The organism is Pseudomonas sp. USTB-Z (genome assembly GCF_019691255.1).
In the GTDB taxonomy this organism is placed as follows: domain Bacteria; phylum Pseudomonadota; class Gammaproteobacteria; order Pseudomonadales; family Pseudomonadaceae; genus Aquipseudomonas; species Aquipseudomonas alloputida.
Map to the genome: position 1 here is coordinate 278,869 of NZ_JAECZP010000001.1, position 24,201 is coordinate 303,069.

General features: G+C 63.2%; 19 protein-coding genes and 2 pseudogenes. 7 read left to right on the top strand and 14 right to left on the bottom strand.

Annotation, left to right across the window (positions count from 1 at the left end; translation table 11 throughout):
- Window position 1 precedes the first annotated feature (1 nt).
- From tatB to I8746_RS27415, 7 genes and pseudogenes are all read left to right on the top strand, one after another.
- Window positions 2-379, top strand: coding sequence for a Sec-independent protein translocase protein TatB (tatB, locus tag I8746_RS01260; RefSeq protein ID WP_003249280.1), 378 nt, complete (start codon window positions 2-4; stop codon window positions 377-379).
- Window positions 376-1,164: a twin-arginine translocase subunit TatC gene (tatC, locus tag I8746_RS01265; RefSeq protein WP_010955577.1), complete on the top strand. Its 789-nt coding sequence runs from the start codon at window positions 376-378 to the stop codon at window positions 1,162-1,164. Before tatB ends, tatC begins: the two co-directional genes overlap by 4 nt.
- Window positions 1,161-1,868 (top strand): 16S rRNA (uracil(1498)-N(3))-methyltransferase, encoded by a 708-nt coding sequence (locus I8746_RS01270; RefSeq protein ID WP_012053922.1) that lies wholly within the window; start codon window positions 1,161-1,163, stop codon window positions 1,866-1,868. Before tatC ends, I8746_RS01270 begins: the two co-directional genes overlap by 4 nt.
- Before the next feature lie 218 nt (window positions 1,869-2,086).
- Window positions 2,087-3,031 (top strand): annotated as a pseudogene (locus tag I8746_RS27400) (methyl-accepting chemotaxis protein); the annotation flags it as partial.
- Between the two features lie 141 nt (window positions 3,032-3,172).
- Window positions 3,173-3,886 carry a methyl-accepting chemotaxis protein gene (locus I8746_RS27405; RefSeq protein WP_370588293.1) on the top strand — a complete coding sequence of 238 codons (714 nt, stop codon included), beginning with the start codon at window positions 3,173-3,175 and terminating at the stop codon, window positions 3,884-3,886.
- Between the two features lie 736 nt (window positions 3,887-4,622).
- Window positions 4,623-5,711 (top strand): annotated as a pseudogene (locus tag I8746_RS27410) (methyl-accepting chemotaxis protein); the annotation flags it as partial.
- A gap of 150 nt (window positions 5,712-5,861) precedes the next feature.
- Window positions 5,862-6,566, top strand: a complete 705-nt coding sequence (locus tag I8746_RS27415) for a methyl-accepting chemotaxis protein (protein ID WP_370588338.1) — start codon at window positions 5,862-5,864, stop codon at window positions 6,564-6,566.
- A 109-nt stretch (window positions 6,567-6,675) separates the two neighbouring features.
- Here I8746_RS27415 and I8746_RS01285 read toward each other — a convergent pair whose 3' ends face one another.
- The 14 genes from I8746_RS01285 to hutC form a co-directional block, all read right to left on the bottom strand.
- A complete protein-coding gene (locus I8746_RS01285) occupies window positions 6,676-7,410 on the bottom strand; it encodes an amino acid ABC transporter ATP-binding protein (protein ID WP_003249271.1) in 735 nt (244 codons plus the stop codon).
- Window positions 7,403-8,365 (bottom strand): amino acid ABC transporter permease, encoded by a 963-nt coding sequence (locus I8746_RS01290; protein ID WP_003249268.1) that lies wholly within the window; start codon window positions 8,363-8,365, stop codon window positions 7,403-7,405. The genes I8746_RS01285 and I8746_RS01290 overlap by 8 nt, the downstream gene beginning before the upstream one ends.
- A 79-nt stretch (window positions 8,366-8,444) precedes the next feature.
- Entirely contained in the window at window positions 8,445-9,242 is a 798-nt protein-coding gene (locus I8746_RS01295) for a transporter substrate-binding domain-containing protein (RefSeq protein ID WP_029380729.1), read from the bottom strand.
- Between the two features lie 340 nt (window positions 9,243-9,582).
- A complete protein-coding gene (gene mdoH / locus I8746_RS01300) occupies window positions 9,583-12,156 on the bottom strand; it encodes a glucans biosynthesis glucosyltransferase MdoH (RefSeq protein WP_012053925.1) in 2,574 nt (857 codons plus the stop codon).
- A complete protein-coding gene (locus I8746_RS01305) occupies window positions 12,149-13,888 on the bottom strand; it encodes a glucan biosynthesis protein G (protein WP_221099848.1) in 1,740 nt (579 codons plus the stop codon). The genes mdoH and I8746_RS01305 overlap by 8 nt, the downstream gene beginning before the upstream one ends.
- A 263-nt stretch (window positions 13,889-14,151) precedes the next feature.
- Window positions 14,152-14,589 carry a D-aminoacyl-tRNA deacylase gene (gene dtd / locus I8746_RS01310; RefSeq protein WP_221099858.1) on the bottom strand — a complete coding sequence of 146 codons (438 nt, stop codon included), beginning with the start codon at window positions 14,587-14,589 and terminating at the stop codon, window positions 14,152-14,154.
- Window positions 14,586-15,557, bottom strand: coding sequence for a prolyl aminopeptidase (gene pip / locus I8746_RS01315; RefSeq protein ID WP_003249260.1), 972 nt, complete (start codon window positions 15,555-15,557; stop codon window positions 14,586-14,588). Before pip ends, dtd begins: the two co-directional genes overlap by 4 nt.
- A 169-nt stretch (window positions 15,558-15,726) precedes the next feature.
- Window positions 15,727-16,530 carry an N-formylglutamate deformylase gene (gene hutG, locus I8746_RS01320; RefSeq protein ID WP_014754689.1) on the bottom strand — a complete coding sequence of 268 codons (804 nt, stop codon included), beginning with the start codon at window positions 16,528-16,530 and terminating at the stop codon, window positions 15,727-15,729.
- A gap of 10 nt (window positions 16,531-16,540) precedes the next feature.
- Complete coding sequence (gene hutI / locus I8746_RS01325) at window positions 16,541-17,746, bottom strand: imidazolonepropionase (RefSeq protein ID WP_014754690.1); 1,206 nt, start codon at window positions 17,744-17,746, stop codon at window positions 16,541-16,543.
- Between the two features lie 15 nt (window positions 17,747-17,761).
- Window positions 17,762-19,165, bottom strand: a complete 1,404-nt coding sequence (locus I8746_RS01330) for an amino acid permease (RefSeq protein WP_003249253.1) — start codon at window positions 19,163-19,165, stop codon at window positions 17,762-17,764.
- A gap of 158 nt (window positions 19,166-19,323) precedes the next feature.
- Window positions 19,324-20,856: a histidine ammonia-lyase gene (gene hutH, locus I8746_RS01335; RefSeq protein WP_003249248.1), complete on the bottom strand. Its 1,533-nt coding sequence runs from the start codon at window positions 20,854-20,856 to the stop codon at window positions 19,324-19,326.
- Between the two features lie 108 nt (window positions 20,857-20,964).
- Window positions 20,965-22,638, bottom strand: a complete 1,674-nt coding sequence (hutU, locus tag I8746_RS01340) for a urocanate hydratase (protein ID WP_004577162.1) — start codon at window positions 22,636-22,638, stop codon at window positions 20,965-20,967.
- 244 nt (window positions 22,639-22,882) lie between these two features.
- Window positions 22,883-23,455 carry a HutD family protein gene (locus I8746_RS01345; protein WP_014754692.1) on the bottom strand — a complete coding sequence of 191 codons (573 nt, stop codon included), beginning with the start codon at window positions 23,453-23,455 and terminating at the stop codon, window positions 22,883-22,885.
- Window positions 23,452-24,162 carry a histidine utilization repressor gene (gene hutC / locus I8746_RS01350; protein WP_173881450.1) on the bottom strand — a complete coding sequence of 237 codons (711 nt, stop codon included), beginning with the start codon at window positions 24,160-24,162 and terminating at the stop codon, window positions 23,452-23,454. The genes I8746_RS01345 and hutC overlap by 4 nt, the downstream gene beginning before the upstream one ends.
- Window positions 24,163-24,201 lie beyond the last annotated feature (39 nt).

Here is a 24,201-nt window from a genome sequence, read left to right on the forward strand (position 1 = left end):
CATGTTCGGCATCAGTTTCAGCGAGCTCCTGCTCGTCGGCCTGGTCGCCCTGCTGGTGCTCGGTCCCGAGCGCCTGCCGGGTGCCGCGCGCACGGCAGGCCTGTGGATCGGCCGGCTCAAGCGCAGCTTCAACAGCATCAAGATGGAAGTGGAGCGCGAAATTGGCGCCGACGACATCCGCCGCCAGCTGCATAACGAGCACATCCTGCAGATGGAAGAGGAAGCCAAGCGCATCCTCAACCCAATGACGCCACCCGCGAAGCCGCCGGTCACCACGGCCAGCGTGCAGCCACCTGCCGGGCTCGAAGCCAGGCCGGTCGAAGCACCTGCTGCCCCGGCCGCACCGTCTGAACCGCCTCAACCGCCGCGAGCCCCATGAGCGAGAATCCGGAACACGACCAGCCGATGCCGCTGGTTTCGCACCTGACCGAACTGCGCACCCGCCTGCTGCGCTGTGTTGCCGTCATTTTCCTGATCTTTGCCGGGCTGTTCTCCTTCGCCCAGCAGATCTACACACTGGTTTCCGCGCCGCTGCGCGAGCACTTGCCGGCCAACGCAACGATGATCGCCACCGATGTGGCCTCGCCGTTCCTCACGCCGTTCAAGCTGACCATGATCGTCTCGCTGTTCCTGGCCATCCCGTTCATCCTTCAGCAGATCTGGGGTTTTATCGCGCCAGGGCTGTACCGCCATGAAAAGCGCATCGCCATTCCACTGTTGGTGTCGAGCATCTTCCTGTTCTATGCCGGCATGGCCTTCGCCTACTTCCTTGTATTCCCGCTGATCTTCGGTTTCTTCGCCAGCGCCACGCCAGAAGGCGTTTCGATGATGACCGACATCGCAAGCTACCTCGACTTCGTGATGACGCTGTTCTTCGCCTTCGGCGTGGCCTTCGAAATCCCGGTGGCGGTGGTGCTGCTGGTGTGGATCGGCGTGGTCGACGTGAAGTACCTGAAGAAAGTACGCCCTTATGTGATCATCGGCTGCTTCGTGGTCGGCATGGTCCTCACCCCACCGGACATCTTCTCCCAGACCCTGCTGGCCGTGCCCATGTGGCTGCTGTTCGAGATCGGCGTGCTGTGCGGCAGCCTGATCCGCAAGCGCAGCGCCCACGACGAAACCGCCGATGACCATAACGACCAGCCACCAGCGACCCAACCGTGAACCTGCTGCTTCTTGAAGAGGCCGACTTCGTCTCGGCCAACCGTGTCGTTCTTGCTGATCGGCGCTTCACCCATATGCAGGAAATCCACCGCGTGGCAGTGGGCGACAACCTGCGCGTGGGCCGTATCAATGGCCTGATGGGCAAGGCCACGGTGCTGCGCCTGGAAAAGCACGAAGCCGAACTTGAAGTGGCCTTCGACCAGCAGCCACCGGCCAAGCTGCCGCTGACCCTGGTGCTGGCGGTGCCGCGCCCCAAAATGCTGCGACGGCTGTTCCAGACCGTGGCCACGCTGGGCGTGCCGCGGCTGATCCTGCTGAACAGCTACAAAGTCGAGAAAAGCTTCTGGCAAACACCTTTTCTGCAGCCCGAGAGCATTCGCGAAAACCTGATCCTGGGCCTGGAACAGGCGCGCGACACCGTGTTGCCCGAGGTGATCATTGAAAAACGCTTCAAGCCTTTTGTCGAAGACCGCCTGCCCACCATCGCCGCCGGCACCCTGGGCCTGGTCGGCCATCCCGGCCCCTACCCAGCCTGTCCACGCGCCGTAGAGCAAACCGTTACCCTGGCCATTGGCCCCGAGGGTGGCTGGATCCCCTACGAGATCGACCTGCTGGGCAAGGCAGGCCTGGCGCCGGTACAGCTGGGTGATCGCATCTTGCGGGTGGAGACCGCCGTCACCGCGCTGCTTTCGCGTATTTTCTGACACAAACACCACTTTTCCGCCCATCAAGTTTCCCTCTCCCGGGCCGATGGCCTTGGCAACAATACAATTATTTGTGCTGCCAAGCCGCCGGGGAGTCGAACATGTATCAATGGTTAGCCCAATCGCTGGGCGATGTGAGCGTCAATCGCAAACTGGGGCTGGGTTTCGGCCTGGTGCTGCTGTTTACCCTGGCGATTACCCTGACCGGCTGGCACGGCATGGACAGCATCATCGACCGTGGCGACAAGCTGGGAAACATCTCTGTTATCCAGCAATACACCCAGGAATTGCGTATCGCCCGCCAGCATTACGATCGCCGCCGCGACGACGCTTCGCTGGCAGAACTGGAAAAAGCCCTGAGCAACCTCGACCGCCAGGTGCAGCGGATGCTTGGCCAGATCGAACAACCCGCCGACCGCCAACGCCTCGAACAGCAACGCGAGGCAGTGCGCACCTACCAGCAGGCATTCAACGAGCTTAAGCAAGCCGACCAACGTCGCGAAGCCAGCCGTGATGTACTGGGTAGCAGCGCCGATAAAGCCGTGGAGTTGATAGGCCGCGTACAGCGTAGCCTGCTGCAAGGCGCAAACATCAACCAGTACCAGCACGCGGTGGACGTCAGCGCCCTGCTGCAACAAGCGCGTTTCCAGGTGCGTGGCTACACCTACAGCGGCAATGCCGATTACCAGCAAACGGCACTGAAGGCCATCGACCAGGCCTTGGCCGAGCTGCGTGCACTGCCGGCCAAAGTGCCAGCCGAACATGCTGCCAGCCTGGATGATGCCGCCACGGCCATGGGCGGCTACCGCGATGCGGTGACCCAATTCGGCAATGCCCAGCTTGCCAGTGAGCAAGCGCTGCAACGCATGGTTGAACAAGGCACGGTACTGCTGCAGGCCAGCCAGATGATGACCACCTCGCAAACTGAGGTGCGCGATGCCGCGGCCGCGCAGGCCAAAACACTGCTGGCAGTTGCCACCGTGCTGGCACTGGCCCTTGGCCTGCTGGCCGCCTGGGCCATTACCCGGCAGATCATCATCCCTCTGCGCCAAACACTGCGCGCCGCAGAGCGTGTGGCCAGCGGAGACCTGACCCAGAGCCTGCAGGTGCAACGCCGCGACGAACTGGGCCAATTGCAGGCCAGCATGCATCGTATGACCCAAGGTTTGCGTGAACTGATCGGCGGTATTGGCGATGGCGTGACGCAGATCGCCAGCGCTGCCGAGGAGCTGTCGGCGGTCACAGAGCAGACCAGCGCCGGGGTCAACAACCAAAAGGTCGAAACCGACCAGGTGGCGACCGCGATGAACCAGATGACTGCCACCGTGCACGAAGTGGCACGCAATGCCGAGCAGGCTTCGGAAGCCGCCTTGATGGCCGACCAGCAGGCCCGCGAGGGCGATCGCGTGGTGGGCGAGGCAGTGGCACAGATCGAGCGCCTGGCAAGCGAAGTGATCAACTCCAGCGAAGCGATGAACCTGCTCAAGACCGAGAGCGACAAGATCGGCAGCGTACTCGACGTAATCAAATCGGTGGCCCAGCAAACCAACCTGCTCGCCCTCAACGCAGCAATCGAAGCCGCCCGCGCCGGAGAGGCCGGGCGTGGCTTTGCCGTGGTTGCCGACGAAGTACGCAGCTTGGCCCAGCGCACACAGCAGTCGACCGAAGAGATCGAAGAGTTGATTGCCGGCCTGCAAAGCGGCACCCAACGGGTGGCCAGCGTGATGGACAACAGCCGCCAACTGACCGACAGCAGCGTCGAGCTGACCCGCCGCGCCGGCAGCTCGCTGGAAACCATCACCCGCACGGTGTCGTCGATTCAGGCAATGAACCAGCAGATTGCCACAGCGGCCGAGGAGCAGACGGCGGTGGCCGAAGAAATCAATCGCAGCGTGATGAATGTGCGTGATATTTCCGACCAGACCTCGGCGGCGAGTGAGGAGACGGCCAGCTCCAGCGTGGAACTGGCGCGGTTGGGTACCCATTTGCAAGGGTTGGTTGGGCGGTTCCGGCTGTGATCTGAACCAGCGGTCGCCCGGTGGGGCCTCTTCGCGGGTAAACCCGCTCCTACACACAATGCACAGGCCGTCGTAGGAGCGGGTTCACCCGCGAATGGGCCGGCCCTGCTGGCCAATTTCCACCCGCCGTTCACCGTTGCCGGCACCACCGTATTCGCGGGTTAACCCGCTCCTACACGCATGCACAGGCCGTCGTAGGAGCGGGTTCACCCGCGAATGGGCCGGCCCGGCTGGCCAATTTCCACCCGCCGTTCACCGTTGCCGCCGCCAACGTATTCGCGGGTAAACCCGCTCCTACACGCATGCACAGGCCGTCGTAGGAGCGGGTTCACCCGCGAATGGGCCAGGCCGGCTGGCCAATTTCCACCCGCCGTTCACCGTTGCCGCCGCCACCGTATTCGCGGGTAAACCCGCTCCTACACGCATGCACAGGCCGTCGTAGGAGCGGGTTCACCCGCGAATGGGCCGGCCCTGCTGGCCAATTTCCACCCGCCGTTCACCGTTGCCGGCACTACCGTATTCGCGGGTAAACCCGCGCCTACACACATGCATAGGCTGTCGTAGGAGCGGGTTTACCCGCGAAGAGGACGGCACAGGACGAAATATATCCTACTGTTCGCGGCGAACTTTCCTACCTGATTATCAGGTCAAGTCCTACAGCTCCACTGCCGATGGGCAGAGATGTGATGCCAGCCATGCGCCTGCATCCTTTCTCTCACTCGCTCGGAGATTCCCCATGCTTGGCTCCCTCAACCGCAAGCTCGGCAACATCAGTGTCGCCGCCAAGCTGGCCCTCGGCTTCGCCGTGGTCCTGCTGCTCACCCTGGCCACCACCATCAGCGGCTGGCGTGCCCTGGATGGTGCCATCGTGCGCTCACAGCAACTCAGCGAAATAGGCCTGATCAACGACCTGACAAAAGACCTGCGCGCGGAACGCATCACCTACCGCGTGCTCAACGACGATGCCAGCAGAGCACGCATCAGCAACATCCTCGACCAGCTCAACAGCATGCTGACCACCCTGCAACAACGCAGCAACGTCGATGAGTCACGGCAGTTGCTGACAGAGAAAATGGCATTGTTGCAGAGCCTGGGCGACACCTTCAGCGAACTGCAGCGCAGCGTCGCCAGCCGTGTGGCCCTGCGCGAAGCCCTGCAGTCACAGGAGCATGCACTCAGCGAGGCGATTGACCAACTGCAGACCCAGGCCTTGCTGAAAATGCCTGACAACAGTCAGCAAAGTGGTGTGCTGGGCCTGATGGATACCCTCAGCCGACATGTCGAAGGTGCCAACCAGCAAAGCCTGGTTCCAGCCTACACCTTCGCCCCGGTCGAGGATTTTGCCAAAGTCGGTGATAACGCCCTGGATGCCGCCGACAATAGCCTTGCGCAACTGCTTGAAGGCCTTGCGCCGTTGGGCTTGCCACGCGCCATCACTGAGCAGCCCGGTGTCGAGCTGAGCAAGTATCGCACCAGCCTGGATCAGTACCGCCGCGCCGCCGTACGTGTGGAGCAGTTGCAGAACAACATGGAAAACATGGGCAACGAGCTGCGAACGGTGAGCCTCGAACTGGGCAAACGCAAGGTCGAACAACGCGACAGTGAGGCCGTGGCCGCCCGGTCGCTGCTGACCAGTGTGGCGCTGCTGGCCATGGTGGTAGGGGCGCTGGCCGCCTGGCTGATCACCTTGCAGATCACCCAGCCGTTGCGCCAGACACTGGCCGTGGCTGCCCGCATCGCCAAGGGTGACCTGAGCCAGGTCGACAGCGTGCAACGTCGCGACGAAATGGGCCAGCTGCAAACCAGCATGCGCGAGATGACCTTGAGCCTGCGCGAGCTGATCGGTGGCATTGATCAGGGTGTCGGCCAGCTGTCACAGGCCGCCACACAGTTGGCGGCCAGTAGCGAAGACACCAAGCTGCGCATCAATCAGCAGCGCGAGGAAACTGACCAGGTGGCGACTGCCATGAACCAGATGAGCGCCACTGTGCAGGAAGTGGCACAGAACGCCGAGCAAGCCTCGCTGGCCGCGACCAGCGCTGACCAGCAGGCCCAGGTGGGTGACCAGGTCGTCGCCGAAGCCATCGGCCGTATCGAACAGCTGGCCGGGCAGATGGACCATTGCCTGGCGGCCATGCAGCACCTGGCAGGCGAGAGCCAGCGGATTGGCAGCATTCTCGATGTGATCAAGTCGGTGTCCGAACAGACCAACCTGTTGGCGCTGAACGCAGCGATCGAAGCGGCACGGGCTGGTGAAGCCGGGCGCGGCTTTGCCGTGGTGGCCGATGAGGTGCGTGGCCTGGCACAGCGCACGTCGACGGCGACTGAAGAGATCGGCCAACTGATCGACAGTCTGCACAACGGTACCGACGAAGTGACCCGCTTGCTGGACAGCAGCAAGAGCCTGACCGAACAGAGCGTGGAGCTGAGCCGCAGGGCCGGGCACGCACTGAGCCAGATCACCGACACGGTGTCGAGCATTCAGGGCATGAACCAGCAGATCGCCACCGCCAGTGAAGAGCAGAGCGTGGTGGCCGAGCAGATCAACCGAAGTGTGATCAATGTACGGGATGTTTCGGATCAGACCAGCGCGGCCAGTGAACAGACAGCAGCCTCGAGTGGAGAACTGGAGCATCTGGGGCAGCAATTGCGGGGGATGGTGGGGCGGTTCAGCCTCTGACTTCGCCTCGCCCTCTTCGCGGGCAAGCCCGCTCACACAGGTACATCACCCCTATCAAGGCAGTGGTGGACATGCAGGAGCGAGCTTGCCCGCGAAGAAGCCAGCGCGGTTACAGCACCTGGCGCAGGAATGCCTGCGCACGCGGGTCTTTCGGTGCAGCGAAGAACGCGGCCGGGGCCGAATCTTCCAGCAGTTTGCCGTGGTCGAAGAACAGCACGCGGTCAGCCACTTCGCGGGCGAAGCCCATTTCGTGGGTGACACAAACCATGGTCATGCCTTCCTGGGCCAGGGTCTTCATCACGTCCAGCACCTCACCGACCATTTCCGGGTCGAGCGCCGAGGTAGGCTCGTCGAACAGCATCACTTTCGGGTCCATCGCCAGGGCCCGGGCAATCGCGACCCGCTGCTGCTGGCCGCCAGAAAGCCGGGACGGGAATTCGTTGGCCTTCTGCGCGATACCGACCTTTTCCAGCAGCGCCCGGGCCTTGGCCTCGCGGTCAGCCTTGTTGCGCTTGCGCACCACCTTCTGCGCCAGGCACAGGTTTTCCAGCACAGTCATGTGCGGGAACAGGTTGAAGTGCTGGAACACCATGCCAACTTCGCGGCGGTAGGCATTGATGTCGGTCTTAGGGTCGGCCAGTTGCAGGCCATCGATGGCCACATGGCCTTGGTCGAAATGCTCCAGGCCGTTTAGGCAGCGCAGGAACGTCGATTTGCCCGACCCCGACGGGCCGAGCACGACCACCACTTCGCCCTTGGCGACCTGAGTGGTGACGTTATCCACAGCCCTTACCACCTGGCCACGGGTGTCGAAGACTTTCAGCAAATCACGGACTTCAATCACTTTGCGCAAGCCTCCGCTCGAGCCGGCTGGCAATGTGCGATAGCGGCAGGTTGATCAGCAGGTACAGGCCTGCCACGCAGAACCAGATCTCGAAGGTAGAGAACGAGGTGGTGATGGCCTCACGGCCACTCTTGGTCAGTTCGGTGATGGCGATCACCGACACCAGCGAGGTGTCCTTGACCAGGCTGATGAACTGGCCGGCCAGGGGCGGAAGCACGCGCTTGAACGCCTGCGGCAAGATCACATGGCGCATCGACTGGCCAGCGTTCAGGCCCAGCGACCGCGCAGCCTCGTTCTGGCCCTTGGCGATCGACTGCACGCCTGCACGGACGATTTCGGCCACGTAAGCACCAGTAAACAATGCCAGCGCCGCTACCCCGGCAAACTCGCGGGACAGGTTGAGCACGGTGCCGATGAAGAAGTAGAAGATGAAGATCTGCACCAGCAGCGGCGTGCCGCGCACCAGCTCGACATACACGGTCGACAGGTCGCGCAGGGTCGGGTTGTTCGACAACCGGCACAATCCGGCGAACAGGCCGATCACCAGGCCCAGCGCCCCGGACACCACCGAGATCCACAAGGTGGTCCACAGGCCCCATGCCAGCGGGCCAGCGGCCCAATGGCGGGTTACCCCAATCTGGTCGCCTTCGGCAACATCGTCGCCGCGGCTCAGTTGCAGGCTGTCCTTGGCCACATCGAGCACTTGCTCGGCACCACTTTCGTCCTTCAGCGTGACGCGAGCGTTGTCACCGGAGATGACGATTTCCTGCACAGTGCCGTAGCCGGCAGCGCGTTGTGTTTCCTCGGCCTTGTAGGCGAAGTACTGCGGTACGCGGTTCCAGCGCCACTCGTAGGAAATCATCGAGGTGGCCATGTAAAGGCTGAGCGCCAGGCCTACCAGGACCAGGGCAGTCAACCCATGCCAAGGCCACTGGGCTTTCTTGTGTTTGATCACGTGGGGTACTTCCGTAAATGCGAACGCGCAGGGTTTGCCTGCGCGTCGGGGTCATAAAGCCGGGCTTGTGGCCTGAGCCTTATTCCATTTCCTTCAGCCAGTCCTTGTTCTTGAACCACTTATCGTGAATACGATCGTAGGTCCCGTCGTGCTTGATCTGGTGCAGGAAGTTGTTGATGAAGTTGATGCTGTCGTAGTCGCCTTTCTTCAGGCCGAAGGCCAGCGGCTCGTAGGTGAAGGGTTCTTCGAGGAACAGCAGCTTGCCGGCGCCGGCTTTCTCTACCGCCACCACGTTGTACGGCGCGTCATAGACAAAGGCGTCGGCCTTGCCATTGACCACGTCCATCACCGCTTCCTGCTCGTTGTCGTAACCGTGGTACTTGGCTTTGCTGATCAGCTTCTTGGACACCATTTCGCCGGTGGTGCCAAGCTTGGACGTCAGGCGGTACTTCTCGTTGTTCAGGTCCTTGTACGACTTGATCTCGCCAGCCAGCTCCTTGCGGATCAGCAGGGTCTGGCCAACCACGATGAAGGGTTCGCTGAAGTTCAGGCGCAGGTTGCGCTCCTGGGTCAGGGTCATGCCGCTGCCGATCATGTCGAACTTGTCGGTCAGCAAGGCCGGGATGATGCCGTCATAGGCGGTGGACACTGCCTCGAACTTCACGCCCATGGACTTGGCCATGGCTTTGAGGATATCGACTTCGAAGCCGATGATCTCGCCACGTTTGTTGGTCATCTGGAACGGCATGTAGGTTGGGTCCATGCCCACCCGCAAGGTACCGCGCTTGACCGCGTCATCGATGGCGCCCGCCTGGGCCGCGGTCACGGCGACCAGGGCGGTCACACCGACCAGCAGTCGCGAAAGGTATTTCTTGATCATCACCAAGTCCCCTAGCAAGAAAAGTAGCGAATCTTATTGTGTTGGCACGGCCGTACTGGCCGAAGCGTCGTATCGGAGAGGGATGCTAACGCATGGCGGCCCGAGGACCTAGAGCCGCGGGGGGACTTTGTTGGCCAAAATGAGGGGGCTAGGCCAAAAAGCTTCGCGGGTGAACCCGCTCCTACAAGGGAATGTGTATCCCTGGCAGGAGCAGGTTCACCCGCGAAGAGCCCCTATCGAGCGCCCCGTAGGAGCGGGTTCACCCGCGAAGAGGCCCTATCAGGCGCCCCGTAGGGGCGGGTCCACCGGGGCGCCGAACCGCCGCGAACAGGCCCGATCAGGCGCCGACGAGTGCCGGTTGGCCTGCGTTTTCCGGGTGCAACGGCAACAGCGGCGAATGCGGGTCATTGTTGATCGACGCACGCCACACATCGATCCAGGCCGCATTGTGCTCGGCCCACACCTGCTCGTGCAGGCGGCTCAGTGCCACCGGGTCGCTGAGCAGAGCCAGGCGAGTATTGAGGTCCAGGCCTTTTGGCCCGACTTCAATTGCCTTGGCAACGCGCTCGGCACGCAACGCTTCGATCGGTGCCGCCTGGCCATGGCGGGCAGTGGCCATGGCGCAAGCCAGGGCGTTCTGCCGCGGGTCGACCACGGCCCGCACGAAACCATCATGCAAGGCATGCCAGCGGTTTTCGTGGGTGTACTGGTCGGTAGCCAACAGTTCTTGTGGCGTGGCGTATTCCTCTGGGATGAGGAACAGCTTCTCATCCTTGGCCGCCAGGCCCAGGCGGGTGCGGCTGGAAATCACCGATACCGGGATCGACAGCACCAGCGAACCGACGATAGGCGCCAGCCACCACAGGAAGCTCGGGTTCAACCACGCCACCAGTGCGGCCCAGGCAACGCCCAGCAGCGTCTGCGGGCCATGCCGGCGCACCGCTTCGCCCCACGGCGTGGAGTCGTCGTCACGCTGCGGCGAGTTCCAGGTCGCAGCCCAGCCGAGGAACGCGGCCAGCACGAAGCGGGTGTGGAAGATCATGCGTACCGGTGCCAGCAACATGGAGAACAGCATCTCCATCAGCATCGACAAGGTGACCTTGACGCGTCCACCGTACTCGACGGCGCCCTTGGCCCAGATCAGGATGACGCTAAGCAGCTTGGGCAGGAACAGCAGCACAATGGTGGTGGAGAACAGCGCCACAGCCTTCTCCGGGTGCCACTGCGGCCACAGCGGGTAAAGCTGGTACGGCTCGATGAAATACTGCGGCTCCATCAGCGTGTTGGTCGCCAGCAGCGCGGTCGACAGCACCAGGAACAGGAACCACAGCGGCGCCGACAGGTAAGACATCACCCCGGTGAGGAACACCGCACGGTGAACCGGGTGCATGCCTTTGACCAGGAACAGGCGGAAGTTCATCAGGTTGCCGTGGCACCAGCGGCGGTCGCGCTTGAGCTCGTCGAGCAGGTTTGGCGGCAGTTCTTCGTAGCTGCCCGGCAAGTCGTAGGCAATCCACACACCCCAGCCGGCACGGCGCATCAGCGCAGCTTCGACGAAGTCGTGGGAAAGGATGGCACCGGCGAACGCGCCCTTGCCCGGCAACGGCGCCAGGGCGCAGTGCTCGATGAACGGCTTCATGCGGATGATCGCGTTGTGGCCCCAGTAGTGCGACTCACCCAACTGCCAGAAGTGCAGACCGGCAGTGAACAGTGGGCCGTACACGCGGGTAGCGAACTGCTGCATGCGTGCATACAGGGTGTCCATGCCCGAGGCTTTCGGCCCGGTCTGGATGATGCCGGCGTCCGGGTTGGCCTCCATCAGGCGCACCAGGCTGCTCAGGCACTCGCCACTCATGACGCTGTCGGCGTCGAGCACAACCATGTACTTGTACTCGCCACCCCAGCGACGGCAGAAGTCGTCGAGGTTGCCGCTCTTGCGCTTCACACGGCGCCGACGGCGGCGGTAGAAGATGCGGCCAAAGCCTTTGGTTTCGCGGCACACATCCAGCCAGGCCTGTTGCTCGGCCACGGCAATGTCGGTGTCGTTGGTGTCGCTGAGCACAAAGAAGTCGAACCGGTCGAGGTTGCCGCTGGCAGCCACCGACTCGAACGTTGCGCGCAGGCCGGCGAACACCCGCGGCACGTCTTCGTTGCAAATCGGCATCACCAGCGCGGTACGCGCCTCGGGCGCGATCGGCTCGTTGCCTGCGCTGCTGCCGGAAATCTTGTATTTGTCGCGCCCGGTGAGCAGCTCGAGGAAGCCCATCAGCGCGGTCCAGAAGCCCGCCGACACCCAGCAGAACAGGATGCCGAAGAGGATCAGGATGGAAGTTTGCAGGGCATACGGCCACACCTGCACCACCGTGTCCCACAGCGGCTGGTTGACGATTTCGTCAAAGTCCACGAACGACCAGCCCTGGTACGGCAGGATGCCTTTCATGTACCAGCCAGCGACGATGGTCTGGCCGATCATCAGCGCCAGCAGGATGTAACGGCGGATCGAGCCAACCGTGCGCCAGCGGGCCGGCGGCAGCTCGCGCTTGGGCGGCTGCGGGGCGTTGGGGCGGCCGGTCATGCGTCGCCACATGCGGATCAGCACATTGGTGCGCCATGGCTCGGGCACGACCTTGGTGCGCTTGATCGGCGGGGCGATCTTCAGGCACAGGCGACCGCTGCCGTCAACGCCGAGCATTTCGGCGTCTTCCAGCTCGGCGGCGCTGCCCACGGTCAGGCGCGGGCCCACCGAGGCCTGCACGGCCTCGGCAGAGCTGGCGGCCGGGTTGGCCGCCAAGCGTTGGTGTAGCTCACTGAACGAGGTGCAGCTGGCAAGTTCAGCCCGCTGCTCGTCGCTCAGGGGTAGGTGGGCCAGGTACTCGCCAAGCGATTCCGGCCTTGCGCTTGAGTTACTCATCGGCAGGCAACTGATAGCTCCAGGTCTCGGTCAGCACCTTCTCGGTGGTGGCCGGGGCCCCGTTGGTGGGCGCCGCATCGGCGGCAGGTTGTTCGGCCTTGGCAGATTGCTCAGCCTTGACGGCTTTCTCGGCCTTGGCATGCTTGGCTGCGGCTTTGTCCTGCTTGGCGTCCTGGGCAGGCTTGGCGGGCTCGACCGGTACATCACGCACCAGTGCGGCGCGCATTTCGGTCGACTTGTTGGCTTCCTTGACCTTCAGGCGCAGGGTCAGGCGCCAGCCCTTGGTCTCAGGGTTATAGCGCAAATTGTTCTCGACCACCTTGGCGTTGTCGCCCACGCTGATCTGGCTGCGCACGGCGGTGTCTTCCGGCAGGGCGGCAAGCGCCGGGCCGGCGAAGTCGACCAGGAATGCCACGCTGCCATCTGGCTGGCGGATCAGGTTGGACTGCTTGACGTCACCCGTGGAACGCAGGGTCTGCTTGACCGAGCCCAGGTCAGGGGCCTGGAACTTCGGCTCGTCGATGGTCCAGTGCAGGCGGTAGGCGTACTCGAACGGCTTACCTGGCTCCGGCAGTTTCTCCGGGCTCCAGAAGGCCACGATATTGTCGTTGGTCTCATCGGCGGTCGGGATTTCGACCAGGTCGACGCTACCCTTGCCCCAGTCACCCTTCGGCTCGATCCAGGCGCTTGGCCGCTTCTGGTAGTTGTCGTCGAGGTCTTCGTAGTCGCTGAAAGCGCGCTGACGCTGCATCAGGCCGAAACCACGCGGGTTCTCGACGCTGAAGTTACTTACAGCCAGGTGTTTCGGGTTGTTCAGCGGGCGCCACAGCCACTCGCCGTTGCCGGCATGGATCGACAGGCCTTCGGAGTCATGCAGTGCCGGGCGGTAGTTGAGCACCTTGGACGGCTGGTTGGGGCCGAACAGGTACATGCTAGTCAGCGGCGCAATGCCCAGGCGGCTGACATGGTCACGCAGGAACACGCGGGACTGCACGTCGACCACGGTGTCGTTGCCTGGACGCAGGGTCAGCTTGTAGGCGCCGGTAGAGCGCGGCGAATCCAGCAGCGCGTAGATCACCAGGTGCTTGTCGGCTGGCTTGGGCTTTTCAACCCAGAACTCGGTGAAGCGCGGGAATTCTTCGCCCGACGGCAGGGCGGTGTCGATGGCCAGGCCACGGGCAGACAGGCCGTACACGTGGCCCTTGCCGACTACGCGGAAATAGCTGGCGCCCAGCAGGGTCATGATCTCGTCCTGCTTGTCGGCCTTGTTGATCGGGTACAGCACGCGGAAACCGGCATAACCGAGGTTTTTGGTGGTTTCCGGATCGTGCGGCACGTCACCGAACTCGAAGCGGTCCGGGTCGTACTTGATTTCCTCGACCTTGGTGGCGGTGACCTCGTTGATTTTCACCGGGGTGTCGAAGTGCATGCCCTGATGATAGAACGACAGTTTGAACGGGGTCTTGTCCTTGGCCCACTCGGCCTTTTCCTGCAGGAAACGGATTTTCTGGTAGTCCGCGAACTTCATGTCGCGGAACACGGCCGGCAGGTTGCTTTTGGGCGCGTCGTACTTCTGGCCGGCCAGATCCTTTGCCTTGGCAGCAACATCGTCAAGATTGAATGCCCACAGCTGGCCCGCGCTCATCAGGCCGACCAGAGCCACACTGGCCATCAGCGCCTTGCGTAGCCCGACGCTGGGGATTCTTGATGCTTTTTGGGGACTAACAATCACGAGCAACCCTCGCCGAAAACAGATCATGAAACCAACGGCCAGCGACAAATGCCGGGTTGGCGAGCACTGTTCGGACCCCGCGAGGGCGTAATGATTCCCCAAACGGATCCAGACAATGCTCGAGTCAGAGTGAAACGGACCTACGAACGCAGGTCCATGCAGCGCGCGATTATCCAGCAGGTTGCGTGACAACGCATCAGGCTGGAGCAACTATTTATCGTACAAAACCCCTTGTTTTCCTGTGAACAAAGGGTTTTTTGACCTCATATTTGTAACATAAATGTTACGGGGCCATCATTGACCAGGTGCACCTGCATATCCGCGCCGAAACGGCCGCTGGCCACGTCGGCGTGCTGAGCTTTTGCCTGTTGCAAAAGATAGTCGAACAACTCGGCGCCGAGGGCCGGTGGCGCTGCGGTCGAGAAGCTTGGGCGCATGCCGTTGCGGGTGTCGGCCGCCAAGGTGAACTGTGACACCAGTAGCAGGCCACCCCCGACATCCTTGAGCGACAGGTTCATCTTGCCCTGCTCGTCACTGAACACACGGTAGTTCAGCAGCTTGTGCAACAGCTTATCGGCCTGTTCACGGGAATCTTCAGGCTCGACCGCGACCAGCACCAGCAACCCTTGGTCGATGGCGCCGACCACCTCCCCCGCCACTTCAACCCGCGCACCGCGCACGCGCTGCAGCATGCCCCTCATGCTTCTTCCAGAGGCAGGTCGAGCAGGCGCCGGGCCATCTGGTCGGCGGCACGCACCAAGGCATCGGTGATACCAGGCTCGGAAGCCGCGTGACCGGCGTCACGGATCACTTTCAACTCACTGTTCGGCCAGGCCTGGTGCAACGCCCAGGCGTTGTCCAATGGGCAGATCACATCGTAGCGCCCATGCACGATCACCGCCGGCAGGTGGGCGATTTTGGGCAGATCGCGGATCAGCTGGTCCGGTTCGAGGAAGGCGTTGTTCATGAAGTAGTGGCATTCGATGCGGGCGATCGACAGCGCCCGCTGCGGTTCGGAAAAGCGGTCGACCACCAGCGGGTTGGGGCGCAGGGTGGCGGTACGGCCTTCCCAGGTGGACCACGCTTTGGCGGCGTGCATCTGGGCGATCTGGTCGTTACCGGTCAGGCGTTTGTGGAAGGCCCTGACCAGATCGCCGCGTTCCTCCGGTGGAATCGGTGCGATGTAGTCCTGCCAGTAGTCGGGGAACAGGCGGCTGGCGCCTTCCTGGTAGAACCACTCGATTTCCTGCGGCCGGCACAGGAAGATGCCGCGCAGGATCAGGCCGTGCACGCGTTCTGGGTGAGCCTGAGCGTAGGCCAGGGCCAGGGTCGAGCCCCAAGAGCCACCAAACAGCACCCACTTGTCTATGCCAAGGTGTTCGCGAATGCGCTCCAGGTCTTCGACCAGGTGCCAGGTGGTGTTGTTCTCCAGGCTCGCATGGGGCGTGGAGCGGCCACAGCCGCGCTGGTCGAAGGTGATGATGCGGTACAGGTTGGGATCAAAGTAGCAGCGGCTCTGGGCGTCGCAGCCAGCGCCAGGGCCTCCGTGGATGAACACCACGGGCAGACCTTCCGGCGAGCCGCTTTCGTCGACATAAAGCACATGCGGCGCTTCCACGGCCAGATCGTGCCTGGCGTAGGGTTTGATCTGCGGGTAGAGGGTCTGCATTGCGCACTCCGTGTGAGGATTATTCGGCCGTGGGCCATCATAAACCTGAATTGCGCTTTCAGCACCGTCCTTGCTGACGCGTTCGAACGGCGCGAATTGACCCTTGCGCAGATTTCCGGCAACTGCCTCCCACGGTGCCTGGCGACGCCGATAGCGTCGCCGCCTCCACTCAACGCTTGTAACGCGCGTCGCCCCAGGCCAGCAGCGCTTGCAGTAGCTGCCTCAAGACCGCTTGCGTCGGCTGCGCCAAGTCTTCCCGGTAGGCAAACGGCTCGACTTCCTCCATATAGGTGCTTTGCGCCAGCTCCAGTTGCACAGCATGGATATGGTTGGCCGGGTCGCCATAATGCCGGGTGATGTGACCGCCTTTGAACCGACCATTAAGCACGTGGCTGTAACCTTGCACCTCGGCGCACACACCCTGCAGCCGCTCAGCCAGTGCCGGATCGCAACTGGCGCCGTTGAAAGTACCCAGGTTGAAGTCCGGTAGCTTGCCGTCGAACAGGTGCGGGATCAGCGAACGGATCGAATGGGCATCCCACAGCAGCGCATAGCCAAACTGCTCACGCAAGCGGTCCAGTTCACGACGAATGGTCGCGTGATAAGGGCGCCAGATTTGCTCCAGATAGCGTGTGCGCTCTTCGCCAGACGGCGCCAGCCCGTCTTTGAAGAGGGGTTCGCCGCCGAACAACGTCGCCGGGTACAAGCCCGTGGTGGCGCCGGCGTACAGCGGCTTGTCGTCGTCCGGACGGTTCAGGTCGATGACGAAGCGTGAGTACTCTGCGGCCACCACGCTGGCACCCAAGTCACGGGCAAAGTCGTACAACTGCGGGATGTGCCAGTCGGTGTCCGGCAAGCTTTGCGCCTGGTCGACCAGGCCGTCGCGCACGGCGTCGGTCAGACGCAAGCCAGCGTGCGGCATGCTGATCAGCAGCGGCAGGCGACCTTGGTGAAAACTCAATACCTTGTCCATCGTGCCTCGCTCAGTTGGAGATTTCGTGGCCCATGCGCACTACGCGCTTGGGCAGGTCGCCACCCAGCCAGTAGGCCAGGTCGGCGGGGCGTTCGATTTGCCAGGCAACGAAGTCGGCCACCTTGCCCACTTGCAGCGAGCCGTGACTGTCACCCAGGCCCAGCGCCGTGGCGGCGTGCACCGTAACGCCTGCCAGGGCCTCTTCCGGTGTCATGCGGAAGCAGGTGCAGCCCATGTTCAGCATCAACCGCAGCGACAAGCCTGGCGAGGTGCCGGGGTTGAGGTCGCTGGCCAGGGCAATCTTTACCCCGTGGCGGCGCAATGCATCCATTGGCGGCAGCTGGGTTTCACGCAGGAAGTAGAAAGCACCCGGTAACAGCACGGCGACCGTGCCGGCGTTTGCCATGGCCACGGCGTCTTCCTCTGTCATGAACTCCAGGTGGTCAGCCGACAGTGCCTGGTAACGCGCGGCCAGGCTTGAGCCGTGCAACGATGACAGCTGTTCGGCATGCAGCTTGACCGGCAGGCCCAGTTCGCGCGCCTTGATGAACAGCCGCTCGACCTGGGCCGGCGAGAACGCGAGGTGTTCGCAGAAGGCATCCACCGCATCCACCAGGCCTTCGCCGGCCAGGGCCGGCAACATCTCGTCACTGATGTGCGCGATGTAGTCGTCGGCCCGCCCCGCGTACTCCGGGGGCAAAGCGTGCGCCGCCAGGCAGGTGGCACGCACCGTCAGCGGCAGCTCGTCAGCCAGGCGCCGGGCCACTCGCAGCATCTTGCGCTCATTGGCCAAGTCCAGGCCGTAGCCGGACTTGACCTCGAGGGTGGTCACGCCATCGCGCATCAGTGCCTGAACGCGCTGGCGAGCACTGGCGAACAGCTCGTCTTCGCTGGCCGCCCGGGTAGCCCGCACGGTACTCGCGATACCCCCGCCCTGCGCGGCGATTTCGGCATAGCTCACGCCCTGCAGGCGCTGCTCGAACTCGCCGCTGCGGTTGCCACCGAACACCGCATGGGTGTGGCAGTCGATCAGGCCGGGGGTGACCCAGGCACCCCCCAGGTCAACCGTGCGGTCAGCTTCGACCGGTGCCAGCTCGGCGCGTGGGCCTATCCACTCGATCAGCCCGGCGCTGGTGACGATCGCCGCGTCCTCGATGGCCGAGTAACGGCCATCGGCCATGGTTGCAACATGGCAATGCTGCCAGAGGGTTCTCATGCACAATCTCCTTTGCTAGCGGTGCAACTCGGCCGGCTCCGCTACCGGCTGGCCCTGCCCTGCGCGCGGCTTGCACCACAGCAGGTAGGACGCCACCAGGAACACCACCCAGATCACGCCGACGATCAATGCCGCCTGGGTGTCCGGGAAGTAACCGAGCACGCCAAAGATGAACACCATGAACGCAATGGCCATGGCCGGGCCGTATGGCCAGAACGGTACCGGGAACTTGAGCTGTGCCACTTCCTCGCGGCTCATGCTGCGGCGCATGGCTACCTGGGTGAGCAGGATCATCAGCCACACCCACACCGTGGCGAAGGTGGCGATCGAGGCAATCAGCAGGAACACATTTTCCGGGATCAGGTAGTTGAGCAATACGCCGATCAGCAGCGCAGCCCCCATCACCACGACGGTCATCCACGGTACGCCATGTTTCGACAACTTGCTGAAGCCGCGCGGGGCGTGGCCTTGCTGGGCCAGGCCATACATCATGCGGCCAGCGCCAAAGATGTCGCTGTTGATGGCGGAGATGGCAGCGGAAATCACCACGACGTTCAGCACGGCAGCGGCAGAGCCAATGCCCAGGTTGCTGAAGATCTGCACGAACGGGCTGCCCTGGCTACCGATCTGCGGCCATGGGTACAGGCACATCAGCACGAACAGGGTGAGCACGTAGAACAGCAGGATACGCAGTGGCACCGCGTTGATCGCTTTGGGAATGACGCGCTGCGGGTCTTTTGCCTCACCGGCGGTGACGCCGATGATCTCGATACCGCCGAAGGCGAACATCACCACGGCAAACGACGCAATCAAGCCCCCCACGCCGTTAGGCATGAAGCCGCCGTGGTCGAACAGGTTGCTCATGCCTACGGCATGCCCGGTACCCACCTGGCTGAAACCGAAGGCCATGATGCCGAGGCCGGCCAGGATCATCGCCACGATGGCGCCGACCTTGAGCAGCGACAGCCAGAATTCCATTTCGCCGAATACCTTGACGTTGCACAGGTTGAGGCCGCCGATCAGGAAAACGATGCCCAGCACCCAGATCCAGCGGGCTACCTCCGGGAACCAGAAGCCCATGTAGATACCGAACGCGGTGACGTCGGCGATGGCGACGATGACCATCTCGAAAGCGTAGGTCCAGCCAAGGATGAAACCGGCCATGGGGCCGAGGTAGGTCGTGGCGTAGTGGCCGAAGGAGCCGGCCACCGGGTTGTGCACGGCCATTTCGCCAAGGGCGCGCATGACCATGAACACGGCGGCGCCGCCGATCAGGTAGGCCAGCAGCACAGCCGGGCCTGCCATCTGGATGGCCGAGGCAGAGCCGTAGAACAGGCCGGTGCCGATGGCGGAGCCGAGGGCCATGAAACGGATGTGGCGGGCACTTAGCCCGCGCTTGAGACCTTGAGCTTGTTGCATGTCACGTCCTTGAATTGTTTTTGTGGTCGTGAGATTGAGCGGCTGCTGCGCAGCCCCTTCGCGGGCAAGCCCGCTCCTACATGGATAGCGTTTGCAGATCGCAAGCTGTGTAGGAGCGGGCTTGACCGCGAAGGGCCGCCAAGCGGCCCCAAGGGGCATTACAGGCTTGGCAGCACACCCGCCGGCAGCAAGCCGGTCAGACTACCCTTGGCCAACAGGTCCACGGCCTTTTCGATATCCGGCGCGAAGAAACGGTCACGGTCGTAATGCGGCACCTCGCTGCGCAGCGCCTGGCGCGCCTGCTCCAGCTTGGCCGAAGTCTTCAGGCCTTTGCGCAGGTCCAGGCCCTGGCACGCGCCCAGCCATTCGATGGCCAGCACGCCACGGGTGTTTTCGGCCATTTCCCACAGGCGCTTGCCGGCAGCCGGGGCCATCGACACGTGGTCTTCCTGGTTGGCCGAAGTTGGCAGGCTGTCGACACTGTGCGGGTGCGACAAAGCCTTGTTCTCGCTGGCCAGGGCGGCAGCGGTGACCTGGGCGATCATGAAGCCAGAGTTGACCCCACCGTTTTCCACCAGGAACGGCGGCAATTGGGACATGTGCTTGTCCATCATCAGCGAGATGCGGCGCTCGCTGAGCGAACCGATTTCGGCGATGGCCAGGGCCAGGTTGTCGGCGGCCATGGCCACCGGTTCGGCGTGGAAGTTGCCGCCGGAGATCACATCACCTTCGGCAGCGAACACCAGCGGGTTGTCCGACACGGCGTTGGCTTCGATGCCCAGTACCTCGGCGGCCTGGCGCAGCTGGGTCAGGCAGGCACCCATGACCTGCGGCTGGCAGCGCAGCGAGTACGGGTCTTGGACCTTGTCGCAGTTCTTGTGCGACAGCGACACTTCGCTGGAGTCGCCCAGCAGGTCGCGGAAGCAGGCCGCGGTGTCGATCTGGCCGCGCTGGCCACGCACTTCGTGGATACGCGCATCGAAGGGCGAACGCGAGCCCAATGCGGCTTCGACGCTCAGGCCACCGCAGGCGATGGCCGCGGCATACAGGTCTTCGCCCTGGAACAGGCCACGCAAGGCATAGGCGGTGGAGGCCTGGGTACCGTTGAGCAGGGCCAGGCCCTCTTTGGCGGCCAGGGTCAGCGGCTCGAGGCCGGCAATCGCCAAGGCCTCGGTGGCCGGCAGCCACTGGCCCTTGTAGCGTGCCTTGCCTTCACCCAGCAGCACCAGCGACATATGCGCAAGCGGCGCAAGGTCACCGGATGCGCCGACCGAGCCTTTCAGCGGGATGTGCGGGTAGACTTCGGCGTTGACCAGGGCAATCAGCGCGTCGATGACTTTGCGGCGGATGCCGGAGAAGCCACGGCTGAGGCTGTTGATCTTCAGCACCATGATCAACCGCACCAGGTCGTCATCCAGCGGCGCGCCGATACCGGCGGCGTGGGACAGCACCAGCGAACGCTGCAGGTTCTCCAGGTCATGGCTGGCGATGCGGGTCGAGGCCAGCAGGCCGAAACCGGTGTTGATGCCGTAGGCAGTACGGTCTTCGGCAATGATCTGCTCGACACAGGCGACGCTGGCGTCGATGGCCGGCGCGGCACTGGCATCCAGTTGCAGGCGCACGGGCGCGGCATGGATCGCGCGCAGCTGGGCCAGGGTCAGGGTGCCAGGCTTGAGGGTGAGTTCGGTCACGTTACTACTCCAAATCGCGTGGAGCCGCAGGCCCGCTTGTGGGTGCCTGCGCGCTCCTTCTTGTTGTTCAGTATCACCCCTTGCAGGGTGCGATCCAAAGCGTGGTGATCAGCCGGTGATCATCGGCAGGTCCAGGCCCTGCTCCTTGGCGCAGTCGATGGCGATGTCATAACCGGCATCGGCGTGGCGCATGACGCCAGTCCCTGGGTCGTTGGTCAGTACCCGGGCGATGCGCTCGGCGGCCTCATCGGTACCGTCGCAGACGATGACCATGCCCGAGTGCTGCGAGAAGCCCATGCCCACGCCACCGCCATGGTGCAGCGATACCCAGGTGGCGCCGCCTGCGGTGTTCAGCAGGGCGTTGAGCAGCGGCCAGTCGGAAACAGCGTCCGAACCATCACGCATGGCCTCGGTTTCGCGGTTCGGGCTGGATACCGAGCCGGAGTCGAGGTGGTCACGGCCGATCACCACCGGTGCCGACAGCTCGCCGCTGCGGACCATTTCGTTGAAAGCCAGGCCCAGCTTGGCGCGAAGGCCCAGCCCTACCCAGCAGATACGTGCCGGCAGGCCCTGGAAGCTGATGCGCTCGCGGGCCATGTCCAGCCAGCGGTGCAGGTGGGCGTCGTCGGGGATCAGTTCCTTGACCTTGGCGTCGGTCTTGTAGATGTCCTCGGCTTCACCGGACAGCGCCGCCCAGCGGAACGGGCCGACTCCGCGGCAGAACAGTGGGCGGATGTAGGCCGGGACGAAGCCTGGGAAGTCGAAGGCATTGGCCACGCCCTCTTCCTTGGCCATCTGGCGGATGTTGTTGCCGTAGTCGAAGGTCGGGATGCCCTGCTTCTGGAAGTCCAGCATGGCCTGCACGTGCACGGCCATCGACTGCTTGGCAGCCTTGACCACTGCAGCCGGTTCGGTCTGCGCACGGTCGCGGTACTGTTCCCAGGTCCAGCCGGCAGGCAGGTAGCCGTTCAGTGGGTCGTGGGCGCTGGTCTGGTCGGTGACCATGTCCGGGCGCACGCCACGTTTGACCAGCTCTGGGAGGATTTCGGCGGCGTTGCCGTGCAGGGCGATGGAGATGGCCTTGCCTTCGGCGGTGTACTTGGCGATGCGTGCCAGGGCGTCGTCGAGGTCAGTGGCCTGCTCGTCGACATAGCGGGTTTCCAGGCGGAAGTCGATACGGCTCTGCTGGCATTCGATGTTCAGCGAGCAAGCCCCGGCCAGGGTCGCGGCCAGTGGCTGGGCGCCGCCCATGCCGCCCAGGCCAGCGGTGAGTACCCACTTGCCTTTGAGGCTGCCGCCGTAGTGCTGGCGACCGGCTTCGACGAAGGTTTCATAGGTGCCCTGGACGATGCCCTGGCTGCCGATGTAGATCCAGCTGCCGGCGGTCATCTGGCCGTACATGGCCAGGCCTTTGGCGTCCAGTTCGTTGAAGTGTTCCCAGTTGGCCCAGTGTGGCACCAGATTGGAGTTGGCGATCAGCACGCGCGGTGCGTTGCTGTGGGTCTTGAACACACCGACCGGCTTGCCCGACTGCACCAGCAGGGTTTCGTCGTCTTCCAGGCGGGTCAGGGTTTCGACGATCTTGTCGTAGCAGGCCCAGTTGCGCGCGGCGCGGCCGATACCGCCGTATACCACCAGCTCTTTCGGGTTTTCCGCGACCTGCGGATCGAGGTTGTTCATCAGCATGCGCAGTGGCGCTTCGGTCAGCCAGCTTTTGGCGGTCAGCTTGTTGCCACGTGGGGCACGGATTTCAACGTCACGGTATTTGTTGTTGTCGGTCACGGGAAAGGTCCTCTGCGGTCGTCCGCGGGCGGGTATGTCGTGGTCAATATACAAACACACCTTTACTTGTATGTACAAGCATGGACAACCAAAATAATTGGACCTGTTGTTCCTGCTTTGATTTTTTTTTGGGGGGGGGTGAAGCGAGCGTCGGTCCGGCTTGAGTTTTGCGGCGGCGCATAAATCGAGCGCCGCGCGGGCGGCGCTCGATCTCACAGGCGATGAAAATGTATCGCCAAGCCCATCAGCGAGAAATGAGCTCAATCAAGCAAAACCGCCCCTGAACCTCCAGCCCAAGCAATTCGTCATTGCCCTCCAGCCGCAGGCAGTCATACAACCCTAGCCGCTGCGTTTCACGCCCCACGATGGTCACCTCAACATGGCTGCTGGCAGCAAACAACAACACCGTCGACGCCGAGCTGTACACCCGGCTGGTGCCATCCAGCCACTGCAGCCGCGCCCTATATCGCTCAGGTGCATAGATCAGGTTGAAATCGCGGATCGCCCCGCCCAGCAACTTGCAGCTGACCTGGCTCTCGCCGCTGAACGCAAACGCATCGAACGCCAGCAATGGCCGACTGGCCTGGCTGTCGACCAGCAGGCGCATGCCGTCGCCCTGCAGCACGGTGATGATCCGCTGGTAGCCGGCGAAGGTGGAAAAGCCGCCCGACTCTTCGATGTCGGCAATCGACAGACGCCAGCCAAAACCGTCCAGGCCCTCGCCACTGTCGCGGGTGATCTCTTCGGTGAAACCACCACCGTTCTTCCAAGGCATGCGCGGGTAATCATGCGCACGCAACAACTGCAGCTGACTCATTTGCTGAAACGTCCTTCCAGGCGATGACGGGAACCGGGGTGGATCAGCCGTGCAGCGGTCACCGGCTGGCGGCCGGACCAGGTGCGACGACGAATCAGCAGGCAAGGCTCGCCCCGCTCGATCTGCAACAGGCGGCATTCTTCCGGCTCGGCCAGGATCGCCTCGACCACATGCTCACCTTCGGTCAACGGCGCCACCTGGGACAGGTAGGCGTAAGGCGTCTGCCGAGTAAAGTCCTGCTTGAGGTAGTCGGGGGCGATGGCCGCGTTAACGTAGCGGTCCTCGATCTGCACAGGCACGCCGTTCTCGAAATGCACGATCAGCGAATGGAACACCCGCTGACCTTCACGCATGTCCAGAGCCAGCGCCCGCTCGGAGCCGGCCGCTTCTTCGGCAAGCGTGATCACCTGGCAGCTATGCTGGTGCCCGCGCGCGGCAATTTCATCGGCAATGTTGTTGACCTCGAACAGCGCCGAACGGCCCTTGGGCTCGGCCACGAAGGTGCCGACCCCTTGCATGCGCACCAGCAGGCCCTCGGCGGTGAGTTCACGCAGGGCGCGGTTGATGGTCATGCGGCTGAAACCCAGCTCGTTGACCAACTCGCTCTCGGAAGGTACCCGGTGATGCGGTGGCCAGCTGCCGTTGTCGATCTGCTGGATGATCATCTGTTTGACCCGGGCGTAGAGCGGCGCCGGGCCCTCGCCCATCTGGGCAACCAGCACGGAGACAGGAGGTGTCGGCACGGC